Origin of the sequence: Halorhodospira halophila (assembly GCF_016653405.1) — a bacterium.
Taxonomy (GTDB): Bacteria; Pseudomonadota; Gammaproteobacteria; order Nitrococcales; family Halorhodospiraceae; genus Halorhodospira; species Halorhodospira halophila_A.
Window position 1 is genome coordinate 289,044 of the sequence record NZ_NHSN01000025.1, and the last position, 17,388, is coordinate 306,431.

The following is a 17,388-nucleotide window of genomic DNA, read 5'->3' on the forward strand; positions in this document are numbered from 1 at the left end:
CCCGCCGGCGGCGTGTGCTAGCATGGCCGGTATCCGCCTGGGGGATTCAGGGTTTCTGAGCGCCCAGACAGAGACGGCGAACGGGCAACAGAGGGGGAGACGCCGTGGAACGTTGTATTGGCCTGGACATGGGGTACGGGTTCATCAAGATCGATGACGGCCGCGAGGGGCACGTATTCCCCAGCGTCGTCGGCGAGGGCGAGTCGGGCATGCCGATGTCCCTGGGCGTGGCCCAGCGCAGCGGCAGCAGCGAGCTGCGCATCACCTACGGTGGTAAGAGCTATCTGCTGGGCGACTACGCCATCCGCCACTCGCGCCTGGCGCACCGGGGACTGTCGCCGACCCGCGCGGAGGGGGACGACCTCAAGATCCTCTTCCTCGGCGCCCTCAGCCTCTACGCCCGCGAGACGGTGAACAACTTCCACGTGGTCACCGGCCTGCCACCAGGCCGCATGCACATGGCCGACGACCTGGTCCGCCAGCTGCGCGGCGACCACGAGGTCATCCGCCACGTCGGCCCGAGCCGCTTCGGGGTCAGCATCCGGCTCGAGAACATCGAGGTGGTCCCGCAGCCGGTGGGCAGCTTCTGGGCCGAGGTCCTCGACGACCGCGGGCAGATCCGCGGCGATCACCCGCTGCTCAACGGCCGCGTCGGCATCATGGACATCGGCTTCCGCACCAGCGACTTTGCCACCGTGATCGACGGCGAGTACTCCCCGGGCTTCTGCAAGACGGTGCCGCTGGGGATCTCCTTCGGCTACGAGGAGATCGCCCAGGAACTCTCCACCCAGTACGGGCTCGAGCGCGAGCAGTACACGCTGGACGAGGCCATCATCCAGGGCCAGGTCAACGTCAACGGGCGACCGGTAGACATCGTCGAGCTCCGCGACCGCATCTTCGGCGACATCGCCACCAAACTGCTGGTCGAGGCCCGCTCGATGTGGCAGATCCAAGAGTACGACCACATCATCATCACCGGTGGCGGTGGCCGGGTGCTCGAGCGCTACCTCCGGCCCGAGCTCTCCCAGGCCCAGCTGGCGCAGGACTCCGTCACCGCCAATGCCCGCGGCTACTTCAACTGGGCCTATTTCAACGCCCAGCAACGCGCCGCGGAGATGGGCCACGCCGCCGAGCAGGAGGCCGCCCCGCAGGAGGACTACCGTTCCGGCAGCTACGGCACCGGCAGTACCACCTACAGCCGCGGGGGCGACAGCGACGGGGACGGCGCGGCCGTGCCGCCGGCCCGCAGCGGCAGCGAGGGCTGACCGCCTCCCGCTGGGGCCCACGCCCCGGCGAGCGGATCGGACCGAGGGGCCGCGCCGCCTGGCGCGGCCCCTTTTTGTTTGGCGTGGGTCAATCTGCTGTTGCAACGCAACACGGGTGGTGCTATGTTGCATCGCACAAGGCATGGCGAGCGGTCATGCCTCGAGCAGCTTCAACAAGGAGAGAGACCCATGCAAGACCAGCTCAACAAGACCATGCAACAGTTCCAGAAGATGATGGAGCCGAGCCGCAAGCTCAACGCGCTGCTCCTCGACCACGCCGAGAAGGTCGCTCACCTGAACCTGGAGGCGGCGCGCTCCTACACCGACCTGGCCATGGAGCAGATGCGCAAGGCCATGGAGGTCCGTGATCCGGAGAGCTTCCAGAACTACCTGAACGACCAGGGCAAGGTCGTGCAGACGATGAGCAACAAGTTCACCGAGAACGCCAGCACCCTGGCCGACATCAGCAAGAACATGGGCGAGGAAGTGCAGAAGATCGCCCAGGAGAACGTCACGGCCATGACCGAGACGATGCAGGGCCAGGCCGAGAAGGCCACCGGCAAGGGCCGCAGCGCGGGCAGCAGTGCCAGCGGTGGTGCCTCGGCGGGTGGCAGCGGCAGTGGCTCCGCCGCCTCCGGCAGCAGCAGCAAGAAGTCCGCGTAACCCCTCCGGGGATTCCCGACAACGGAGCCGGTGCCCCGCGGGGCGCCGGCTCCGTTTCGTTCAGCCCCCTCAACGGGGCACCGGGGGGGGGGGTCAGCCGGTTTCCCGGGCAATGGCCCGGGCACCGATGTCCCGCCGGTAAAACACCCCCTCCCAGTGGATGGCGGCGACACCGCGATAAGCGGCCTGTTGCGCAGCAGCCACACGCTCGCCCAGGGCGCAGCAGCAGAGCACCCGACCGCCGTTGGTCACCACCCGGCCGTCGGCGTCGAGGGTCGTGCCCCCGTGGAAGACCTTGCAGCCGGTGTGCTCGGCGTCGTCGAGCCCTTCAATGACATCGCCCCGCTCCACCGGCCCCGGATAGCCGGCCGCCGCCATCACCACGCCGACCGCCGGGCGCGGATCCCAGCTCAGCGCCACCTCCGGCAGCCGGCCGTCGAGGGCAGCCCGGCAGAGCTCGGCGAAGTCCGCATCCAGGCGCATCAGCAGGGGTTGCGCCTCCGGGTCGCCCAGGCGGCAGTTGTACTCGAGGACGCGCGGATGGCCCTCGTCGTCGATCATCAGCCCGGCGTAGAGAAACCCCTTGTAGGGCCGCCCCTCGGCAGCCAGCCCGCGGACCGTGGGCCGGATCACCTCGTCCATGACCCGCTGGTAGAGCCGTTCATCCATCAGCGGCGCCGGCGAGTACGCGCCCATCCCCCCGGTGTTCGGACCCTCATCACCGTCGTCCCGCGGTTTGTGATCCTGAGAGCTGGCCATCGCCACCACATGCTCGCCGTCGACCAGGGCGATGAAGCTCAGCTCCTCGCCCTGCAGGCACTCCTCGACCACGACGCGCGCACCGGCGTCCCCGAAGGCCTGGCCTGAGAGCATGCGCTCGGCGGCCAGCAGGGCGGCATCCTTGGTCGCCGCCACCTCGACACCCTTGCCCGAGGCCAGCCCATCGGCCTTGATGACCATCGGCGCGGGGTGTTCCCGGATGTAGTCGGTGGCCGCGCCCAGATCGTCAAAGGTCCGGTAGGCCGCCGTGGGGATCCCGTGACGGGCCATGAAGGCCTTGGCGAAGGCCTTGGAGCCCTCCAGCTCCGCGGCGGCCGCGGTCGGGCCCAGACAGGGGAGCCCCGCCTCCTGGAACGCGTCCACCACCCCGGCCACCAGCGGTGCCTCGGGCCCAACCACCGTAAAGGCCACCGCTTGTTCCCGGGCCTGCTGGACCAGCGCCGGGACGTCCTCCGCGCCAACCTGGATGTTCCGGACCCCGGGCTCGCGGGCGGTGCCGGCGTTACCGGGGGCGACGAGCACCTCTTCGACCTGCGCCGAGCGCGCCAGGGCCCAGGCCATGGCGTGCTCGCGACCGCCCCCTCCGATAACCAGTACCTTCATCCTCTACCTCGCTTGGCCGCGTTCAGTGGCGGAAGTGGCGCATCCCGGTGAAGACCATGGCCAGGCCATGCTCGTCGGCGGCGTCGATTACCTCTTGGTCGCGCATCGAGCCACCGGGCTGGATGAGCGCCGCGGCACCGGCCTCGGCGGCCTGATCGACTCCGTCCCGGAACGGGAAGAAGGCGTCGGAGGCGAGCACCGAGCCCTGCAGGGCGAGCCCCGCATCCGACGCCTTCTCGCAGGCGATCCGGGTACTGAACACGCGGCTCATCTGCCCGGCCCCCACACCGAGGGTGCGCTGCCCGCCCGCAAAGACGATGGCGTTGGACTTGACGTGCCGCACCACTTCCCAGGCGAAACGCAGGTCGGCCCATTCGGCGTCGGTGGGCTGACGCCGGGTGACCACCCGCAGGTCGGCCGGATCGACCACTGCGGTGTCTCGATCCTGGACCAGGAGACCGCCGCGCACCCGCTTGAGCTCCAGATCTGCGCCAGCCTTCCGCGGCCAGCGGCCGGTCTGCAGCACGCGCACGTTGGCCTTGGCGGAGAAGCGCGACAGGGCCTCGTCGGTGACCGCCGGGGCAATGACCACCTCCACGAACTGGCGATCCAGGATGGCACCGGCCAACTCGGCGTCGACGGTGTCGTTGAAGGCGATGATGCCACCGAAGGCCGAGGTCGGGTCGACCTCGAAGGCCCGGTCGTAGGCCTCGCGCAGGGTCTCGGCACAGGCCACACCGCAGGGGTTGGCATGCTTGACGATGACACAGGCCGGCGCCTCGAACCCCTTGACGCACTCCAGCGCGGCATCGGTATCGGCGACGTTGTTGTAGGACAGGGCCTTGCCCTGGAGCTGGCGCGCCGTGGCGACGCTGGCCTCACCGGGGGTGACGTCACGGTAGAAGGCAGCGGACTGATGCGGGTTCTCGCCATAGCGCATATCCGCGATCTTCTCCACCTGCAACGTCCAGATACCCGGGAAATCGCCCTGCTGCTCACCCTGCTCGTCGCGCTGGCTCAGGTAGGCGGCGATGGCGCCATCGTAGCGTGCGGTGTGGCTGAACGCCCGGGTTGCCAGGTGGTGACGCAGGGCCCGGCTGGTCCCGCCCAGGCGCTGGACTTCGTCCAGGACCCGATCGTAGGCGGCAGCCTCGGTGACCACCGCCACATCGGTGTGGTTCTTGGCCGCGGCACGGATCATGGCCGGCCCGCCGACGTCGATGTTCTCGATGGCCTCGGCCAGCGTGCAATCCTCGGCGGCGACGGCCTGCTCGAAGGGGTAGAGGTTCACGCAGAGCAGGTCGATGGGCCCGATGCCGTGCTCGTCCATGACCGCGTCGTCCGTGCCGCGCCGCCCCAGCAGCCCGCCGTGGATGCGCGGATGCAGGGTCTTGACCCGGCCATCCATGATCTCCGGGAAGCCGGTCTCGGCCGAAACCTCACGCACCGGGATACCGGCCTCGCCCAGCAGGCGGGCCGTACCACCGGTCGAGAGGATCTCGACGCCTTGCTCATGCAGGGCCCGGGCGAAGCCCTCCACCCCGCTCTTGTCGGAAACGCTGATCAAGGCCCGCCGCAGGGGCCGCACGCCGTCGTTGGTCGCCATATTGGATTGTCCGGGTTGTTCAGTTGTAGTCGATGCCGTGATCGCGCAGCTTCTTGCGCAGGGTCGCCCGATTAAGGCCGAGCAGCTGCGCAGCCCGCGTCTGATTGCCAGAGCAGTAGTCCATCACCGACTCGAGGAGCGGAACCTCCACCTCGTTGAGCACGAGCCGATAGAGACCATTGCAGTCGTGCCCGTCCAGCTCCCTGAAATAGTCATCCAGGGCGCGACTGACCGCCTCGCGGATGGGCCCCCCCACCTCGCCGTCGCCGCCCCTGCCAGGACCCTGTCCGGGACCGGGTCCCTTGCCGTCCTGCATGCATCACCCCCATTCATGTCTGTCTGGAAGGATAACAGAGCCGACCGGCGGCCCCCCGGGCCCTGGCGGCCCTACTCGACCGGTCGGAATGACAGCGAGAAACTCTCGGCCCCGCCGTCGGGCTCTGCCACGTAGAGTTCCACCGGGATCCGAGCCCCCGGCTCCATGCCCGCGCCCAGGCGCGCCCGCAGACGGCTGTCGGCCACGTAGTCCTCAGGGCGAACCCAGCGCTCGCCGGTCACGTGGCCGTCCAGATCCCGCAGTGTCAGCCGCATCTCGGGATAGGGCAGGCGCCGCTCGCCGGTGTGCACCAGCACCCCGCCGAGCATCAGCGCATCGTCCCGACGCGGATCCGGCTCCAGCCAGCGCTCCTCGACCTCGATGACGTCGTAGCTCGCCGCGGTCTCCAGCTGGCAGTCGTACACGGCGCAGACCGCCGAGAGCCACGCCCGCGTCCCGGGCAGCTCGAGCAGCTGCGCGCGGTAGAGGTACGAGCCATGGACCAGGGCCGCCGCCAACACCAGCACGCCAGCGGCGGTCATCCAGAGGCGCCGCTTGGGCCTCGTGCCAGCCCCCGGGGCACGGGCGGGACGCTGCCCGGCACGCAGCTCGGCCAGGACCTGCTCCCAGTCGGCCTCGCCCCCCCCCGGTTCGGCTGCCCGATCCGCCGCCTCCGGGCCGGAACCTGAGCGCTCCCCCGCGGTCGAGCGCTCACCGACGAGGGCCTGCAGGTCCACCGGCCGATCGCCTCTGTCGTCGGGCAGCATTCGGCCGATGGCCGACATCTGCGGTCCCAGGGCGGGGATGCGCACCTCGTCCCCACCGGCGGACCGGGACGGCGGGGCCCCGTCGGTCGTCGCGGCACCCGGCTCGCCGGGCAAGTCCTCGCTCAGCGCCTGAACCGCGTCGAAGGTGGTCTGGCACAGGCCACAGGTAACCCGACCGCGCGCCTGGCGAAGCTGCCACGCACGCAGCGCGAAGATCGTCCCGCATCCAGGGCACTGGGTGTACACGGGCTTCCCTCGTTGTTGGAAAATCCGGCGACCGACGTTCAGGCGGTGCGGGTGCCGCTGACCAGCACCCAGTCGCCGCGAGTCTGCGGCGCATCCCAGGCGATGCTGCCCTGGAAGGCATCCATGACCTGCTGCTCCTGCCCCAGGAGGATCCCGGAGAGCGCCAGGCGCCCACCGACGCGAACGCCGCTACGCAGCTCACCGGCCAGCTCCACCAGCGTCGATGCAAGGATATTGGCGACGAGGAAATCGGCGCAATACGCCGGCCGCTGATCGACGGCGTACGCCGGGACCCAATCGGCGACACCGTTGCGCTCGGCGTTGTCGCGGCTGGCGATCACTGCCTGGGGGTCGTTATCGACGGCCATGCAGCGGGCCGCGCCCAGACGTACCGCAGCCACGGCTAGGACGCCAGAGCCGGCGCCGAAATCGAGGCCGTCACGCCCCTGGATCGGCTCGCCATCAAGCCACTGCAGGCACAGCGCCGTGGTCTCGTGGGTGCCGGTGCCGAAGGCCAGCCCCGGGTCGAGGTGGATGGCCACGGCGTCGCGCGGCAGCTCCGGCTCGCTCCCGGTGGGGACGATCCAAAGCCGCTCGCCGAAGGCCATGGGGCGGAAGTGGTCGAGCCACTCGCGCTCCCAGGCACGATCCTCCAGCGTCTCCGCCTGCCAGCCTTGCAGACGTTCGCCCAGCTGCCCGGCGAGCAGCTTGTAAAGGTCCTCGGGATCGGTCCCGGCAGGAAACAGCGCGGCAACTCGAACCCGCTCCCACATCGGGTGCTCGCCCACGCCGGGCTCGAGGAGCACGGTGCCATCATCGGCCTGGTAGGTCTGGGACAGCGCCCCGGCCAGTTCCAGGGCGCCATCCACGGCATCGAGGTCGCCGGCGGCGACCTCCAGCGTCACCTGCAGCTGCGCCACGACTCAGGAACCTTGTCGCGGGGTCGGGGGAACCACGAAGCAGGCGGCCTGCTCGCGGGTATAGAAGCAGCCGTCGCGCTCGAACCCGGAGACCACCCGCTGCTTCACCGCGATGACCCGACCGCGGTCGTCGCGTTCGCTGATCAGCTCCTCGGGCAGACCGTCGAGGCGGTGAAAGGGGGCCGGCTGCCCGTTCCCGCTGCAGGAGAGGTAGATCGTCCCCGTCTCGGTGTCCAGGAAGGCCGGGCGGAAGCCGTGGTCCCGGTTGCAAGCGCTGACGCCACCGGTCCCCTGGAACGTGGCGTTCTCACACTTGAGTCGCTCTGCCGTAAGGGCGCGAGCCATCGCTCACCACCTCCGAACGTCGATACCGCTTCACGGGTTATCGGCCGCTCCACTGGCCCCCTGAGTCGGGCAACGCTCCCTGCGTTGCTACTGATTCCGGTAGTTGGACACCGCGTGCTCGATCTCGGCTCGCGCGGCGTCGGCGCCCTTCCAGTCGCGCACCTGAACCCACTTGCCGGGCTCAAGATCCTTGTAGTGCTCAAAGAAATGGCTGATCTCCTGCAGCAGGCGCGGCGGCAGGTCGTCGGGCCCCTTAACCTCGCTGTAGTCGGTGGTCAGCTTGTCCACCGGAACCGCAATCAGCTTGGCATCCTCGCCGGACTCGTCCGCCATCTCCAGCACACCCACCGGGCGGCAGCGGATCACCGAGCCGGGCTGCAACGGTAGGGGGGTGATGACCAGGGCGTCTACCGGATCGCCATCATCGGCCAGCGTCTGCGGCACAAAGCCGTAGTTGCACGGATAGTGCATGGCCGTGGCCATGATGCGATCGACGGTGAGCGCACCCGTCTCCTTATCCACTTCGTACTTCACGGGGCCGCCGTGGAGCGGGATCTCGATGACGACGTTGATATCGTCCGGAATCGACCGCCCGGCGGGCACGGAATCGAGGCTCATGCAGTTACTCCGTTCAGTAGAGGACGTTTGCGTATCGAGGAACGGTTCGACAGGGGCGAACTGTAACGCCGTTGCTGCGCCGCGGCAAGCAAGGCCGCGGCGCAACCGGCCGCCCCGTAAGGGGCCCTATGCCAGCGCACCCCGGCGTCGACGTCAACCGGCGGCATCGTGCCGCCATGCCATGCGGTATGATTGGGCCGAACAACCACCCAGGGGGAGAGCATGGGTCCTTTGCTGCAGAAACTGGTGGGGATCTGCCTCTTTCGCGACGGTCCCCAGGATCTGCCCTACTCGGCCACGCACCTGCTCGGGTTGATCGGGGCGAGCATGATCCTAACCTACATCGCCGCGGACAACCTCCCGGACACGGGCACCGTCGGCCTGCAGGTGGTGGTCGCGACCGGCTTCAGCCTGGCCTTCCTCTACGCCCTGCTCCTGCTGCGCGGACTAACTCCGCGCTTCACCCAGAGCGCCACGGCGATGTTCGGCACCGACGTGCTGATCGGCATCCCGGTCACACTGATGACCTTCCCCATCGCCGCCTACGGCGCGGAGCAGGCCCAGGGCGCCGCCGCCGGCATCCTCTTGCTCTGGTTCTGGCAGGTGGCCATCCTCGGGCACATCTTCCGGCATACGCTGGAGATGCGCCTGGCGCTCGGCATCCTCCTGGCGCTGGCGTACAGCTTCCTCAGCTTTCAGGTGGTCCAGCTGGCCGCCGACTGATCGGGACGGTCCATGAAGATACACATCCTCGGTATATGCGGCACGTTCATGGGCGGCGTCGCCCTCCTCGCCCGGGAGAGCGGGCACGCGGTGGACGGCAGCGACAGCGCGGCGTGGCCACCGATGAGCGACATCCTCGACCAGGCGGGCGTCCCGGTCCGACCCGGCTACGACGCCGCCCACCTGGAACCCGCCCCGGACCGGGTGGTCATCGGCAACGCCCTCTCCCGCGGCAACCCGGCTGTCGAGCACATCCTGGACCGCGGGCTGCCCTACCAGTCCGGTCCCGCGTGGCTGGCGGAGAACGTCCTCAACGGCCGCTGCGTGGTAGCCATCGCCGGCACCCACGGCAAGACCACCACCGCCTCGATGACCGCTTGGGCCCTGGAGCGCTGCGGCCTCGACCCGGGCTATCTGATCGGCGGCGCCCCGGGGTTCAGCGAGCGCTCCGCCCGGCTAGGCACCGGTTCGCCCTTCGTGGTGGAGGCCGACGAGTACGACACGGCCTTCTTCGACAAGCGCGCCAAGGTCGTCCACTACCAGCCCCGCGTCCTGCTGCTGAACAATCTGGAGTACGACCACGCCGACATCTACCCGGATCTGGAGGCCATCGCCACGCAGCTCCACCATGCGGTGCGTACCGTCCCCGGCAACGGCCGCGTGCTCATCAACGGCGATGACCCCAACCTGCCCGCCGTCGTCGCGCGCGGCTGCTGGTCGCGGCTGGAGCGAATCGGCTTTGGCGCCGACAATGACTGGCGCATCACCGCCGACGACCGCCCTGACGCCGGCGCCGTACTCCTGCACCGGCGCACTCCGCTCGGCCCGCTGCATCCGCCGCAGCCGGGCCGCCACAACCTGGCCAATGCCGCGGCGGCGGTGGCGGCTGCCGCCGGGGCCGGGGCGGATCCGACCACCGCCCTGGAAGCCGTGAACGCCTTCCCCGGCGTCCGCCGCCGGCTGGAGGTGCGCGGCCGCGTCGGCGGGGTCGAGGTCATCGACGACTTCGCCCACCACCACAGCGCCGTGGCCGCCACCCTGGAGGCCCTGGCCGCCCCGGGGCGGCGACTGCTGGCCGTGCTGGAGCCGCGCTCGAACACCATGCGCCTGGGCATCCACCGCCGGCAGCTGGCCGACGCCCTGGCCCGCGCCGACCACGCCTTCGTGTTGACCCCACCGGACCTGCCCTGGTCCGTCCCCGAGGCCCTGGCACCACTGGGAGGGCGCCTGCATACCGCCGCCGAGGTCGACCACCTGGCCCGGCTCGCCCTGGCCGAGGCGCGCCCTGGCGACCGCCTGGTGGTGATGAGCAACGGCGCCTTCGGCAACATCCACGAGCGACTGCTGGCCGGCCTGGAGGCCGGGAGCGCCCCGGCATGAGCGGGGTCAGCGTCGCCCTAACCGGGGCCTCTGGCCTGCAGTACGGTCTGCGCCTGGTGCAGACCCTCGCCGGGGCGGGCGAGACCGTCCATCTGCTGGTCTCCGATGCTGCCCGGGTGGTTGCCGGACTGGAGACGGACACCCCGCTCCCCCGGCGCAGCGCCGAGTTGCACCGCCAACTGGTCGGGGCCCTAGGCATCGATCCGGCGCGGCTCCACGTCTACAGTGATCAGCAGTGGACCGCACCCCTGGCTTCCGGCTCGGCAGCCCCGAAACGCATGGTGGTCTGCCCCTGCACCACCGGCACCCTGGCGGCGATCGCCGGCGGACACTCGGACAGCCTGATCGAGCGCGCCGCCGATGTGGTACTCAAGGAGCGCGGTCAACTGGTGGTGGTTCCGCGGGAGACCCCGCTCTCGGCGATCCACCTGGAGCATATGCTGTCCCTGACGCGGCTCGGCGTGGTGGTCCTGCCGGCCAACCCGGGGTTCTACCATCGGCCGCAGCGGGTCGAGGACCTGATCGACTTCGTCGTGGCACGGATCCTGGACCACTTGGATGTGGCCCACGACCTGGGCCCCCGCTGGGGCAAGGAGAGCGACTGATGGACGATGAGCTGCCGCTGTTCCCTCTGCGTACAGTGCTTTTCCCGGGTGGGCGACTGGAGCTGCGCATCTTCGAGCGCCGCTATCTGGATCTGGTCACCTACTGCCTGCGCAACGACAACACCGGCTTCGGCATCTGCCTGATCGAGAATGGCGGCGAGGCGGGGCTGCCGGCCCGTCCCCACGCCGTGGGGACGGAGGTGCGCATCATCGACTGGGACCAGCGCAGCGACGGTCTGCTGGGGATCACCGTCGAGGGACAGCGGCGCTTCGAGATCCTTGAGCGGCAGACCCCGACGGGGAAGGTGCAACAGGCGCAGGTGCGCTGGCTGACCGACCCGCCGGCGCCGCAACTGGACGCCGAGCTCCGCCCGCTGGCCGATCTGCTGGAGCGAATCCTCGATCAGATCGGCGGCCTGTACGGGGCCATGCCCCGCCAGCTCGATGATGCCGGCTGGGTCAGCGCGCGGCTATCGGAGCTGTTGCCGATCCCCACCGAGGCGAAGCAGCAGCTGCTGGAGATCGACGCCCCGGAGGAGCGCCTGGAGCTGCTGCGCCGGGCCCTGGAGCAGGACTCGCCGCCCCGCGGCGACGCCGACTAGCCCCACGCACCGGGCGTTGCGGTGTGCCCCCCGAGGCCGGGGCCTTTGAGCGTGCCGAGCCGCGCAGCCCCGGCGGGGGGCCAGCGCGAACCTTTCCGGTTCGCGCTGGTCAGCGAGGTTTTGTCCGAGCGGCGCGACCGCGCCGCGAGTTAAGCGAGCGGCCCCGCCGGGGCGAGCAGCGCAGGGGACCCCGCCGCCAGGCGGGGCGCGCTCATCAGGCCCCGGCCTCGGGGGGCACACCGCAACGCCCGGCGGGGGGGGTCAGCGACCAGCGTCGCCGGACAGGGCCCGGGCGGGCAAGATGCGGATCGGCTGTGCCGGCTCCAGGATGCGTAGATCCCCCGTGGTCAACAGCCGATCCACCACACGGATGCGCTCACCGGGTGTCACCGGCCGAGACTGGATCGCCGCCACCGGCCAGCCGCTCTGGATGCGCTCCACCTCCAGGCTGACCAGCCACACCGATGCCGCCTCGCCCGTGACGCTCATCGGCGCCGGCCACAGGCGCAGTACCAACCGTCGCTCCGAATCGGCCGGTATCACCCGAATCAGCGCCGGCAGACGCCCCCGGTACCAGCGCGGCAGCGGCGCCATTCGGTACAGATCCGGCTCCGGCTGCAACCAGCGCAACGCCCCGTAGAGGCGGCGCTGGGGCTCCTGCCAGCCGGCTTCATCGAGCCGGGCAACCAGTGTCTCCGGCTCCGCCAACCACTGCAGGTCCACCGCACGGCGGCCGCCGTCAAGCCAACGCAGTTCCCGTCCGAACGCGTGCGCCGGCCCCACCTCCAGCCACTCGGCAACCGTCAGCTCCGGCGGATCGGCCTGGGCGACGAAGCGCTGGCGCTCCTCGGGGAGGATCAACGCCGCCTTCACCACCACCCCAGCCACCAGGACCAGGGCCACGATGGCCGGCAAGGTTCGCTCCGGAAGGCGCCGCTGTGAAGCCGTGCGCGCCAGCACCACCAGCCCGGCGATGACCACGCCCAGCAGCAGGCCGCCCACCGCATCCGCCAGCCACAAATCCCCGACCACCACACCGCCGATTGCGGCCAGCAGCGGGATCCCCACCCCCACCACCTGCACCGGGCGGCGCAGCGGCCCGTAGGCCACCGTGGCCAGGACCCCTGAGGCCAGGACCAGCGTCGTGAAGCCGGCCAGCGCCGGCGACGGGAAGGCCAGCGGTGGGGCGCCGCGGTAGAGCGTGGCGGTGCTCAAGTTGCCACTGACCACCCCCAGCAGCACCGCCAACAGGGCCGCTGCAGGGACGATCAGGCCGAGCACGGCGGCCACCCGCAGGCGACCGCCCCAGGCCACCCAGGCCACCCCGGCCAGCCAGGCCGGCACCCAGGCCTGCGGCTCGAGGAGCAGGGCCGGCATGACGAAAGCCGCGCGCAGGCCGGTATCCAGTTCGCTCATCAGCACCGCCAGCAGCGCCTCGTCCACCAGCGTTGGCCCGCCCCACCACCCCTGGTACAGGGTCAGCACCATCAGGGCGAGCAGCGCCGCCCACCAGATCCACCCGGCGCCATAACTGAATGCGCGCAGGGCGTGGCGCGGACCACTAAGCACCTGGGCGGCCACCGGATGAACCCTTCCCCAGGCCCGGGCCCGCCAGGCGATCAGGGCCGCCGCCCGGCGCAGGCGCGGCGCGATCAGGTGGCGCGCCAGCCACCAGCCGGCCCAAACAGCGATCAGGGCGATCAGCAGCAGCGCCCCAAGGCGCAGCGACACCGATGCGGCCACGGCCAGCGAGGCGCCGAAGACCATCCCTGGCAGCAGGTAGGCCGGCGCCCAGAGCACCGCCGAGACCAGGTTCACGAGCAGGAAGGGCCGCGGCGGCATGTTCATCATGCCGGCGATGGCCGGGATGATCCCCCGCACCGGGCCCACGAAACGTCCAAAGAAGAGGCTCTTGCCACCGTGAGCAGCGAAGAAGGCGTCCCCCTTGGCGAGGGCACCGGGGTAGCGGCGCAGCGGCCAGTAGGTGCGCAGCCGATCGCCGAAGTGGCGACCGAGCCAATAGCTGATGGAGTCGCCGACGAAAGCCCCGGAAAAGGCGGCGACCAGACTCGGCCATAGCTCCAGATGCCCGGTGCCCACCAGGGCCCCCGCGAAGAACAGCAGCGTGGCACCGGGGACGATCAGACCGGCCACCACCACCCCCTCGCAGAGGGCGATGAGGAAGATGACCAAGGTGGCCCAGCCCGGGTGGGCCGCCACCCAGTCGAGCAGACCGGCGATCCAGGAGAGATCCATCAGTTCGCTGCTCCAGGCTGTCGGTCCCCGCTCGGGACAGACCTGCCCGCAGATAAAAAGATCCGGAGGGGCCGCAGCCCCGCCGGATCCGTGGATGCGCAGGTCCGGGCCGGCAGCGGCCCACCCGCGCGCGCCCGCACCCGCCTAGACGCGGGCGAAGGCACGCTCGGCGGCGTCCAGGGTCTCCTGCACCGCCGTGTCGTCGTGGGCCAGCGAGACGAAGCCGGCCTCGAAGGCCGCCGGCGCCAGGTAGACGCCCTCTTCCAGCATGGCGTGGAAGAAGCGGTTGAACGCCTCGAGGTCGCAGGCCTTGACCTGGTCGAAGCGGGTGACCGGCGCGTCTTCCGTGAAGAACAGGCCGAACATGCTCCCGGCCTGGTTCGTGGCCAGCGGGATGCCGGCGGCATCGGCCCGCTCCTTGATGCCGTCGACCACGCGCGTGGTGGTCTGCTCCAGACCCTCGAACGCCCCCGGGGCGGTGATCCGCTCCAGGGTCGCCAGCCCGGCGGCCATGGTCACCGGATTGCCGGAGAGCGTCCCGGCTTGGTAGACGCCACCGGTGGGGGCCAACCCTTCCATGATCTCGCGCCGGCCGCCGAAGGCGCCCACCGGCATGCCGCCGCCGACCACCTTACCCAGGCAGGTCAGGTCCGGGGTGATGCCGTAGCGCCCCTGGGCGCACTGCGGCCCGACGCGGAAGCCGGTCATGACCTCATCGAAGATCAGCAGGGCGTCGGTGCGGTCGCAGACCTCGCGCAGCTTCTCCAGGAAACCGGGCACCGGCGGCACGCAGTTCATGTTGCCGGCCACCGGCTCGACGATCACCGCGGCGATCTCGCTACCATGCTCGTTGAAGCACTGCTCCACCGCCTCGATGTCGTTGTAGGGCACGGTCAGGGTCTCGGCGACCACAGCCTCCGGGACGCCGGGGCACCCGGGCACGCCCAGGGTCAGGGCCCCGGAACCGGCCTGGGCCAGCAGCGCGTCGACGTGGCCGTGGTAATTGCCCTGGAACTTGACGATCTTGTCGCGCCCGGTGAAGCCACGAGCCAGGCGCAGGGCGCTCATGGTCGCCTCCGTGCCGGAGTTGACCAGGCGCACCATCTCCAGCGACGGCACGTGCTGGCAGAGGGTGCGGGCCATCTCCACCTCAAGTTCCACCGGGGTCCCGAAGGACAGCCCACGCGCGGCGGTCTCCTGCACGCGCCGGACGATCTCGGGATCCGCGTGACCGGCGACCAGCGGCCCCCAAGAGCAGACGTAGTCGACGTAGCGCTTGCCGTCCACGTCCCACATGTACGGCCCCTCGCCGCGCTCGAAGAAGATCGGTTCGCCGCCGACCCCCTTGAACGCGCGCACCGGGGAGTTGACACCGCCGGGGATCAGCTCCCGGGCCTGCTGGAACAACTGATGGGTGCGCTGCATGGGTACTCCTCTTGTCTTGTGATTCGGTCTCGGGACGGGATTCTACCGACTGCGCTGCCACTGGGCGACGAGCTGCCGGGCCGCCGCCTCCGCATCCTCGGCGGCGAATAGCGCGCTGACCACGGCAGCGGCGTCGGCCCCTGCGGCGGCCACCTCGTGGAGGTTCCCGGCGTCGATCCCGCCGATGGCGACGGTCGGACAGCCCGTGGCCTCGCGCCCGGTGCGCAGCAGCTCCATGGGCGCCAGGCCGGACTCCGGCTTAGTCGGCGAGGGGAAGACACTGCCGAAGGCCACGTAGTCCGCCCCCTCGGCCACCAGCCGGCGGGCCCGCTCCAGGTCGTCGTAGCACGATACGCCGATCCAGGCGGCATCGCCCAGCCGCTGCCGGGCCGCTGTCACGGAGCCGTCGTCGCGGCCCAGGTGGACCCCGTGGGCCCCGACGGCCTCGGCCAGGGCCACGTCATCATTGACCAGGAACAGGGCATCCGCGTCCGCGCAGAGCCGACGCAGCGCCGTCGCCTCACGCCGCCGACGCTCGCCGTCGTCACCCTTATCGCGGTACTGGACGATCCCCACCCCGCCGCGCAGCACGGCCGCCACGGCATCCTCGAGATCGGGGCGGGGCTGGGTCACCGCGTAGACCCCCGTCAGTTGACTTGCTCGCTTCTCCACGTCGACCTCACACCTCCATCGGCTCGAAGGCCTCCTTGCCGGCGCTGCACTCCGGGCAGAGGAAGCCCTCCGGCAGATCCTCAAAGGCAGTTCCCGGCTCGATCCCCTCGTCCGGGACCCCCTGACTCTCGTCGTACATCCAGCCACACACGGTACAAACCCAGACACGCTCGGCCACGACGGCCCCTCCCTGTATCGATTCCGACCCGCCTCACTCTACCAAAGCCTGTCCCCGTGCCCGACCCCGCGCCTCGTCGACCCCCAGGGCGACCAGGAAGGCACCGGCGAACAGCACCGCACACAGCAGGATCGCCGACTGCAGGCCGACGGCCGCCTGCAGCGCACCAACGCCGACCAAGCCGCCGGCGGCGGCCAGCTTGGTCGCCAACCCCCAGAACCCGAAGAACTCCGCGGCACGCCCCGGCGGTGCGAACAGGCCCACCAGCGTCCGCCCGGCGGACTGGCACGAGCCCAAGGCCAGGCCGGCAGCCACCCCGGCGGCGAGGAACACGTACTGTGCCTGCCACTGCGTGCCCAGCCAGCGGTTGAGCGCTTCGGTCAGCTCCGGCGTGAGCCAGATCAGCAGGATCGCCACCACCCACATCACCAGGGTCACCATGTAGGTGCGCTTGGCACCGAAACGATCCTGGGTCAGGCCGAAGCCGATGGCACCGGCCGCCGCCGAGAACTGGGTCACCACGAACATGATCAGCCGGGCCCGCTCGTCCCAGCCGATCACCTGGGCCCCGTAGATGAAGGCGTAGGCGATGACGATGGCCAGCCCCGACATGGCCATCAGCAGTGAGACCATAAACACGGCCAGATCGCGCAGGTAGCCGAGGCTGCGCAGGGTGCGCCCGACACGCTCGGCACCGAGCCGGATATAGCCCCGCCCGGCCGGCAGCCGGCGCGCCTGGCCGCGCTCGCGCAGCCACAGGAAGGTGGGGATGGCACAGATCAGGAAGAACGCGGCGGCGAAGGGCCCCACCCAGCGGATGCGGTCGAAGTTCTCCTCACTGACCTCGCCGAGGACCAGCACCGTGAACGCGGTGGCGAACAGCCCGCCGATGTAGCCCAGCGACCAGCCCAGCCCCGAGACCCGGCCCATCTCCCGCGGCCCGGCGATATCCGGCAGGAAACCGGCGATGAACGCCTCGCCCATGGAGTAGGCGTAACTGGAGATCACGATCAGCACGAAACCGAGGACGACGTATCCCGGCTCCACCCAGTAGAGCGCCGCGGTGGCGGCGACGGTGGTGATATAGCTGAGGAAAAGGAAGCGGCGCTTGGCCGCCGCGTAATCCATGACCGCGCCGAAGATCGGCGCGGTGGCCACCACGCCCAGATAGCTCAGCGCCAGCGCCGTGCTCCACAGCAGGTTGCCCAGCCGGTAGTCGTCGCCGCCGTCGCCGACGATCACCCGTGTGAACAGGTCGCCGTAGATGACGGTGATGATCAGCAGGGTGTAGGCCTGATTGGCGAAATCGAACATCGCCCAGCCGAACACCTCGCGCCGCGGCGCCCTGCTCGTTGCCCAGACCACGGGACCTCCCGCCAATCGGCCACCTTACGCCGGACACCGTACAGGGAGAGCCG

The 17,388-nt window shown here is 70.2% G+C and carries 18 protein-coding genes; 6 read left to right on the plus strand and 12 right to left on the minus strand.

Features of this window, described 5'->3' with window-relative positions:
* The first annotated feature begins 104 nt into the window (after nucleotides 1-104).
* Both CCR79_RS10665 and CCR79_RS10670 read left to right on the plus strand, forming a co-directional pair.
* Complete coding sequence (locus CCR79_RS10665) at nucleotides 105-1,265, plus strand: ParM/StbA family protein (protein ID WP_201172102.1); 1,161 nt, start codon at nucleotides 105-107, stop codon at nucleotides 1,263-1,265.
* Between the two features lie 189 nt (nucleotides 1,266-1,454).
* Nucleotides 1,455-1,928: a phasin family protein gene (locus CCR79_RS10670; protein WP_201172104.1), complete on the plus strand. Its 474-nt coding sequence runs from the start codon at nucleotides 1,455-1,457 to the stop codon at nucleotides 1,926-1,928.
* Between the two features lie 93 nt (nucleotides 1,929-2,021).
* Here CCR79_RS10670 and purD read toward each other — a convergent pair whose 3' ends face one another.
* The 7 genes from purD to ppa all read right to left on the minus strand — a co-directional run bounded on the left by purD (nucleotide 2,022) and on the right by ppa (nucleotide 8,129).
* Complete coding sequence (purD, locus tag CCR79_RS10675) at nucleotides 2,022-3,311, minus strand: phosphoribosylamine--glycine ligase (RefSeq protein ID WP_201172106.1); 1,290 nt, start codon at nucleotides 3,309-3,311, stop codon at nucleotides 2,022-2,024.
* Nucleotides 3,312-3,333: 22 nt separating this feature from the next.
* Nucleotides 3,334-4,917, minus strand: coding sequence for a bifunctional phosphoribosylaminoimidazolecarboxamide formyltransferase/IMP cyclohydrolase (gene purH / locus CCR79_RS10680; RefSeq protein ID WP_201172108.1), 1,584 nt, complete (start codon nucleotides 4,915-4,917; stop codon nucleotides 3,334-3,336).
* Nucleotides 4,918-4,936: 19 nt separating this feature from the next.
* Complete coding sequence (gene fis, locus CCR79_RS10685; protein WP_201172119.1) at nucleotides 4,937-5,233, minus strand: DNA-binding transcriptional regulator Fis; 297 nt, start codon at nucleotides 5,231-5,233, stop codon at nucleotides 4,937-4,939.
* A 71-nt stretch (nucleotides 5,234-5,304) separates the two neighbouring features.
* Nucleotides 5,305-6,246, minus strand: a complete 942-nt coding sequence (locus CCR79_RS13835) for a DUF3426 domain-containing protein (RefSeq protein ID WP_201172121.1) — start codon at nucleotides 6,244-6,246, stop codon at nucleotides 5,305-5,307.
* A 38-nt stretch (nucleotides 6,247-6,284) separates the two neighbouring features.
* Nucleotides 6,285-7,166, minus strand: a complete 882-nt coding sequence (gene prmA, locus CCR79_RS10695; RefSeq protein WP_201172123.1) for a 50S ribosomal protein L11 methyltransferase — start codon at nucleotides 7,164-7,166, stop codon at nucleotides 6,285-6,287.
* Nucleotides 7,167-7,169: 3 nt separating this feature from the next.
* Nucleotides 7,170-7,511: a hypothetical protein gene (locus CCR79_RS10700; protein ID WP_201172126.1), complete on the minus strand. Its 342-nt coding sequence runs from the start codon at nucleotides 7,509-7,511 to the stop codon at nucleotides 7,170-7,172.
* A gap of 87 nt (nucleotides 7,512-7,598) precedes the next feature.
* Nucleotides 7,599-8,129, minus strand: a complete 531-nt coding sequence (gene ppa / locus CCR79_RS10705; RefSeq protein WP_201172136.1) for an inorganic diphosphatase — start codon at nucleotides 8,127-8,129, stop codon at nucleotides 7,599-7,601.
* A 222-nt stretch (nucleotides 8,130-8,351) separates the two neighbouring features.
* Between ppa and CCR79_RS10710 the strand changes: the two genes are divergently transcribed.
* The 4 genes from CCR79_RS10710 to CCR79_RS10725 are packed head-to-tail and all read left to right on the plus strand — an operon-like array spanning nucleotide 8,352 to nucleotide 11,439.
* On the plus strand, nucleotides 8,352-8,852 hold the full coding sequence (locus tag CCR79_RS10710) for a hypothetical protein (protein WP_201172139.1): 501 nt from the start codon (nucleotides 8,352-8,354) through the stop codon (nucleotides 8,850-8,852).
* A 12-nt stretch (nucleotides 8,853-8,864) separates the two neighbouring features.
* The gene (gene mpl, locus CCR79_RS10715; RefSeq protein ID WP_201172141.1) at nucleotides 8,865-10,232 is read left to right on the plus strand and encodes a UDP-N-acetylmuramate:L-alanyl-gamma-D-glutamyl-meso-diaminopimelate ligase; all 1,368 of its coding nucleotides are present in this window, start codon (nucleotides 8,865-8,867) and stop codon (nucleotides 10,230-10,232) included.
* Entirely contained in the window at nucleotides 10,229-10,837 is a 609-nt protein-coding gene (locus CCR79_RS10720; protein ID WP_201172143.1) for a flavin prenyltransferase UbiX, read from the plus strand. The genes mpl and CCR79_RS10720 overlap by 4 nt, the downstream gene beginning before the upstream one ends.
* Nucleotides 10,837-11,439, plus strand: coding sequence for an LON peptidase substrate-binding domain-containing protein (locus CCR79_RS10725; RefSeq protein ID WP_201172154.1), 603 nt, complete (start codon nucleotides 10,837-10,839; stop codon nucleotides 11,437-11,439). Before CCR79_RS10720 ends, CCR79_RS10725 begins: the two co-directional genes overlap by 1 nt.
* Nucleotides 11,440-11,700: 261 nt before the next feature.
* On the opposite strand, the gene CCR79_RS10730 is transcribed toward CCR79_RS10725, so the two are convergent.
* The 5 genes from CCR79_RS10730 to CCR79_RS10750 form a co-directional block, all read right to left on the minus strand.
* Complete coding sequence (locus CCR79_RS10730) at nucleotides 11,701-13,695, minus strand: DedA family protein (protein WP_201172156.1); 1,995 nt, start codon at nucleotides 13,693-13,695, stop codon at nucleotides 11,701-11,703.
* A gap of 144 nt (nucleotides 13,696-13,839) precedes the next feature.
* Complete coding sequence (hemL, locus tag CCR79_RS10735; protein WP_201172158.1) at nucleotides 13,840-15,120, minus strand: glutamate-1-semialdehyde 2,1-aminomutase; 1,281 nt, start codon at nucleotides 15,118-15,120, stop codon at nucleotides 13,840-13,842.
* Nucleotides 15,121-15,162: 42 nt separating this feature from the next.
* Entirely contained in the window at nucleotides 15,163-15,792 is a 630-nt protein-coding gene (gene thiE / locus CCR79_RS10740) for a thiamine phosphate synthase (protein ID WP_201172160.1), read from the minus strand.
* A gap of 7 nt (nucleotides 15,793-15,799) precedes the next feature.
* Complete coding sequence (locus tag CCR79_RS10745; protein ID WP_201172163.1) at nucleotides 15,800-15,970, minus strand: rubredoxin; 171 nt, start codon at nucleotides 15,968-15,970, stop codon at nucleotides 15,800-15,802.
* 33 nt (nucleotides 15,971-16,003) lie between these two features.
* Nucleotides 16,004-17,284 carry an MFS transporter gene (locus CCR79_RS10750; protein WP_201172562.1) on the minus strand — a complete coding sequence of 427 codons (1,281 nt, stop codon included), beginning with the start codon at nucleotides 17,282-17,284 and terminating at the stop codon, nucleotides 16,004-16,006.
* Nucleotides 17,285-17,388 lie beyond the last annotated feature (104 nt).

Bases quoted from the DNA above. Each gene is read 5' to 3' on its own strand.
- CCR79_RS10670 (WP_201172104.1), top strand. From the start codon at position 1,455: ATGCAAGACCAGCTCAACAAGACCATGCAACAGTTCCAGAAGATGATG.
- purD (WP_201172106.1), bottom strand. From the start codon at position 3,311: ATGAAGGTACTGGTTATCGGAGGGGGCGGTCGCGAGCACGCCATGGCC.
- purH (WP_201172108.1), bottom strand. From the start codon at position 4,917: ATGGCGACCAACGACGGCGTGCGGCCCCTGCGGCGGGCCTTGATCAGC.
- fis (WP_201172119.1), bottom strand. From the start codon at position 5,233: ATGCAGGACGGCAAGGGACCCGGTCCCGGACAGGGTCCTGGCAGGGGC.
- CCR79_RS10700 (WP_201172126.1), bottom strand. From the start codon at position 7,511: ATGGCTCGCGCCCTTACGGCAGAGCGACTCAAGTGTGAGAACGCCACG.
- ppa (WP_201172136.1), bottom strand. From the start codon at position 8,129: ATGAGCCTCGATTCCGTGCCCGCCGGGCGGTCGATTCCGGACGATATC.
- CCR79_RS10710 (WP_201172139.1), top strand. From the start codon at position 8,352: ATGGGTCCTTTGCTGCAGAAACTGGTGGGGATCTGCCTCTTTCGCGAC.
- mpl (WP_201172141.1), top strand. From the start codon at position 8,865: ATGAAGATACACATCCTCGGTATATGCGGCACGTTCATGGGCGGCGTC.
- CCR79_RS10720 (WP_201172143.1), top strand. From the start codon at position 10,229: ATGAGCGGGGTCAGCGTCGCCCTAACCGGGGCCTCTGGCCTGCAGTAC.
- CCR79_RS10725 (WP_201172154.1), top strand. From the start codon at position 10,837: ATGGACGATGAGCTGCCGCTGTTCCCTCTGCGTACAGTGCTTTTCCCG.
- CCR79_RS10730 (WP_201172156.1), bottom strand. From the start codon at position 13,695: ATGGATCTCTCCTGGATCGCCGGTCTGCTCGACTGGGTGGCGGCCCAC.
- hemL (WP_201172158.1), bottom strand. From the start codon at position 15,120: ATGCAGCGCACCCATCAGTTGTTCCAGCAGGCCCGGGAGCTGATCCCC.
- CCR79_RS10750 (WP_201172562.1), bottom strand. From the start codon at position 17,284: ATGTTCGATTTCGCCAATCAGGCCTACACCCTGCTGATCATCACCGTC.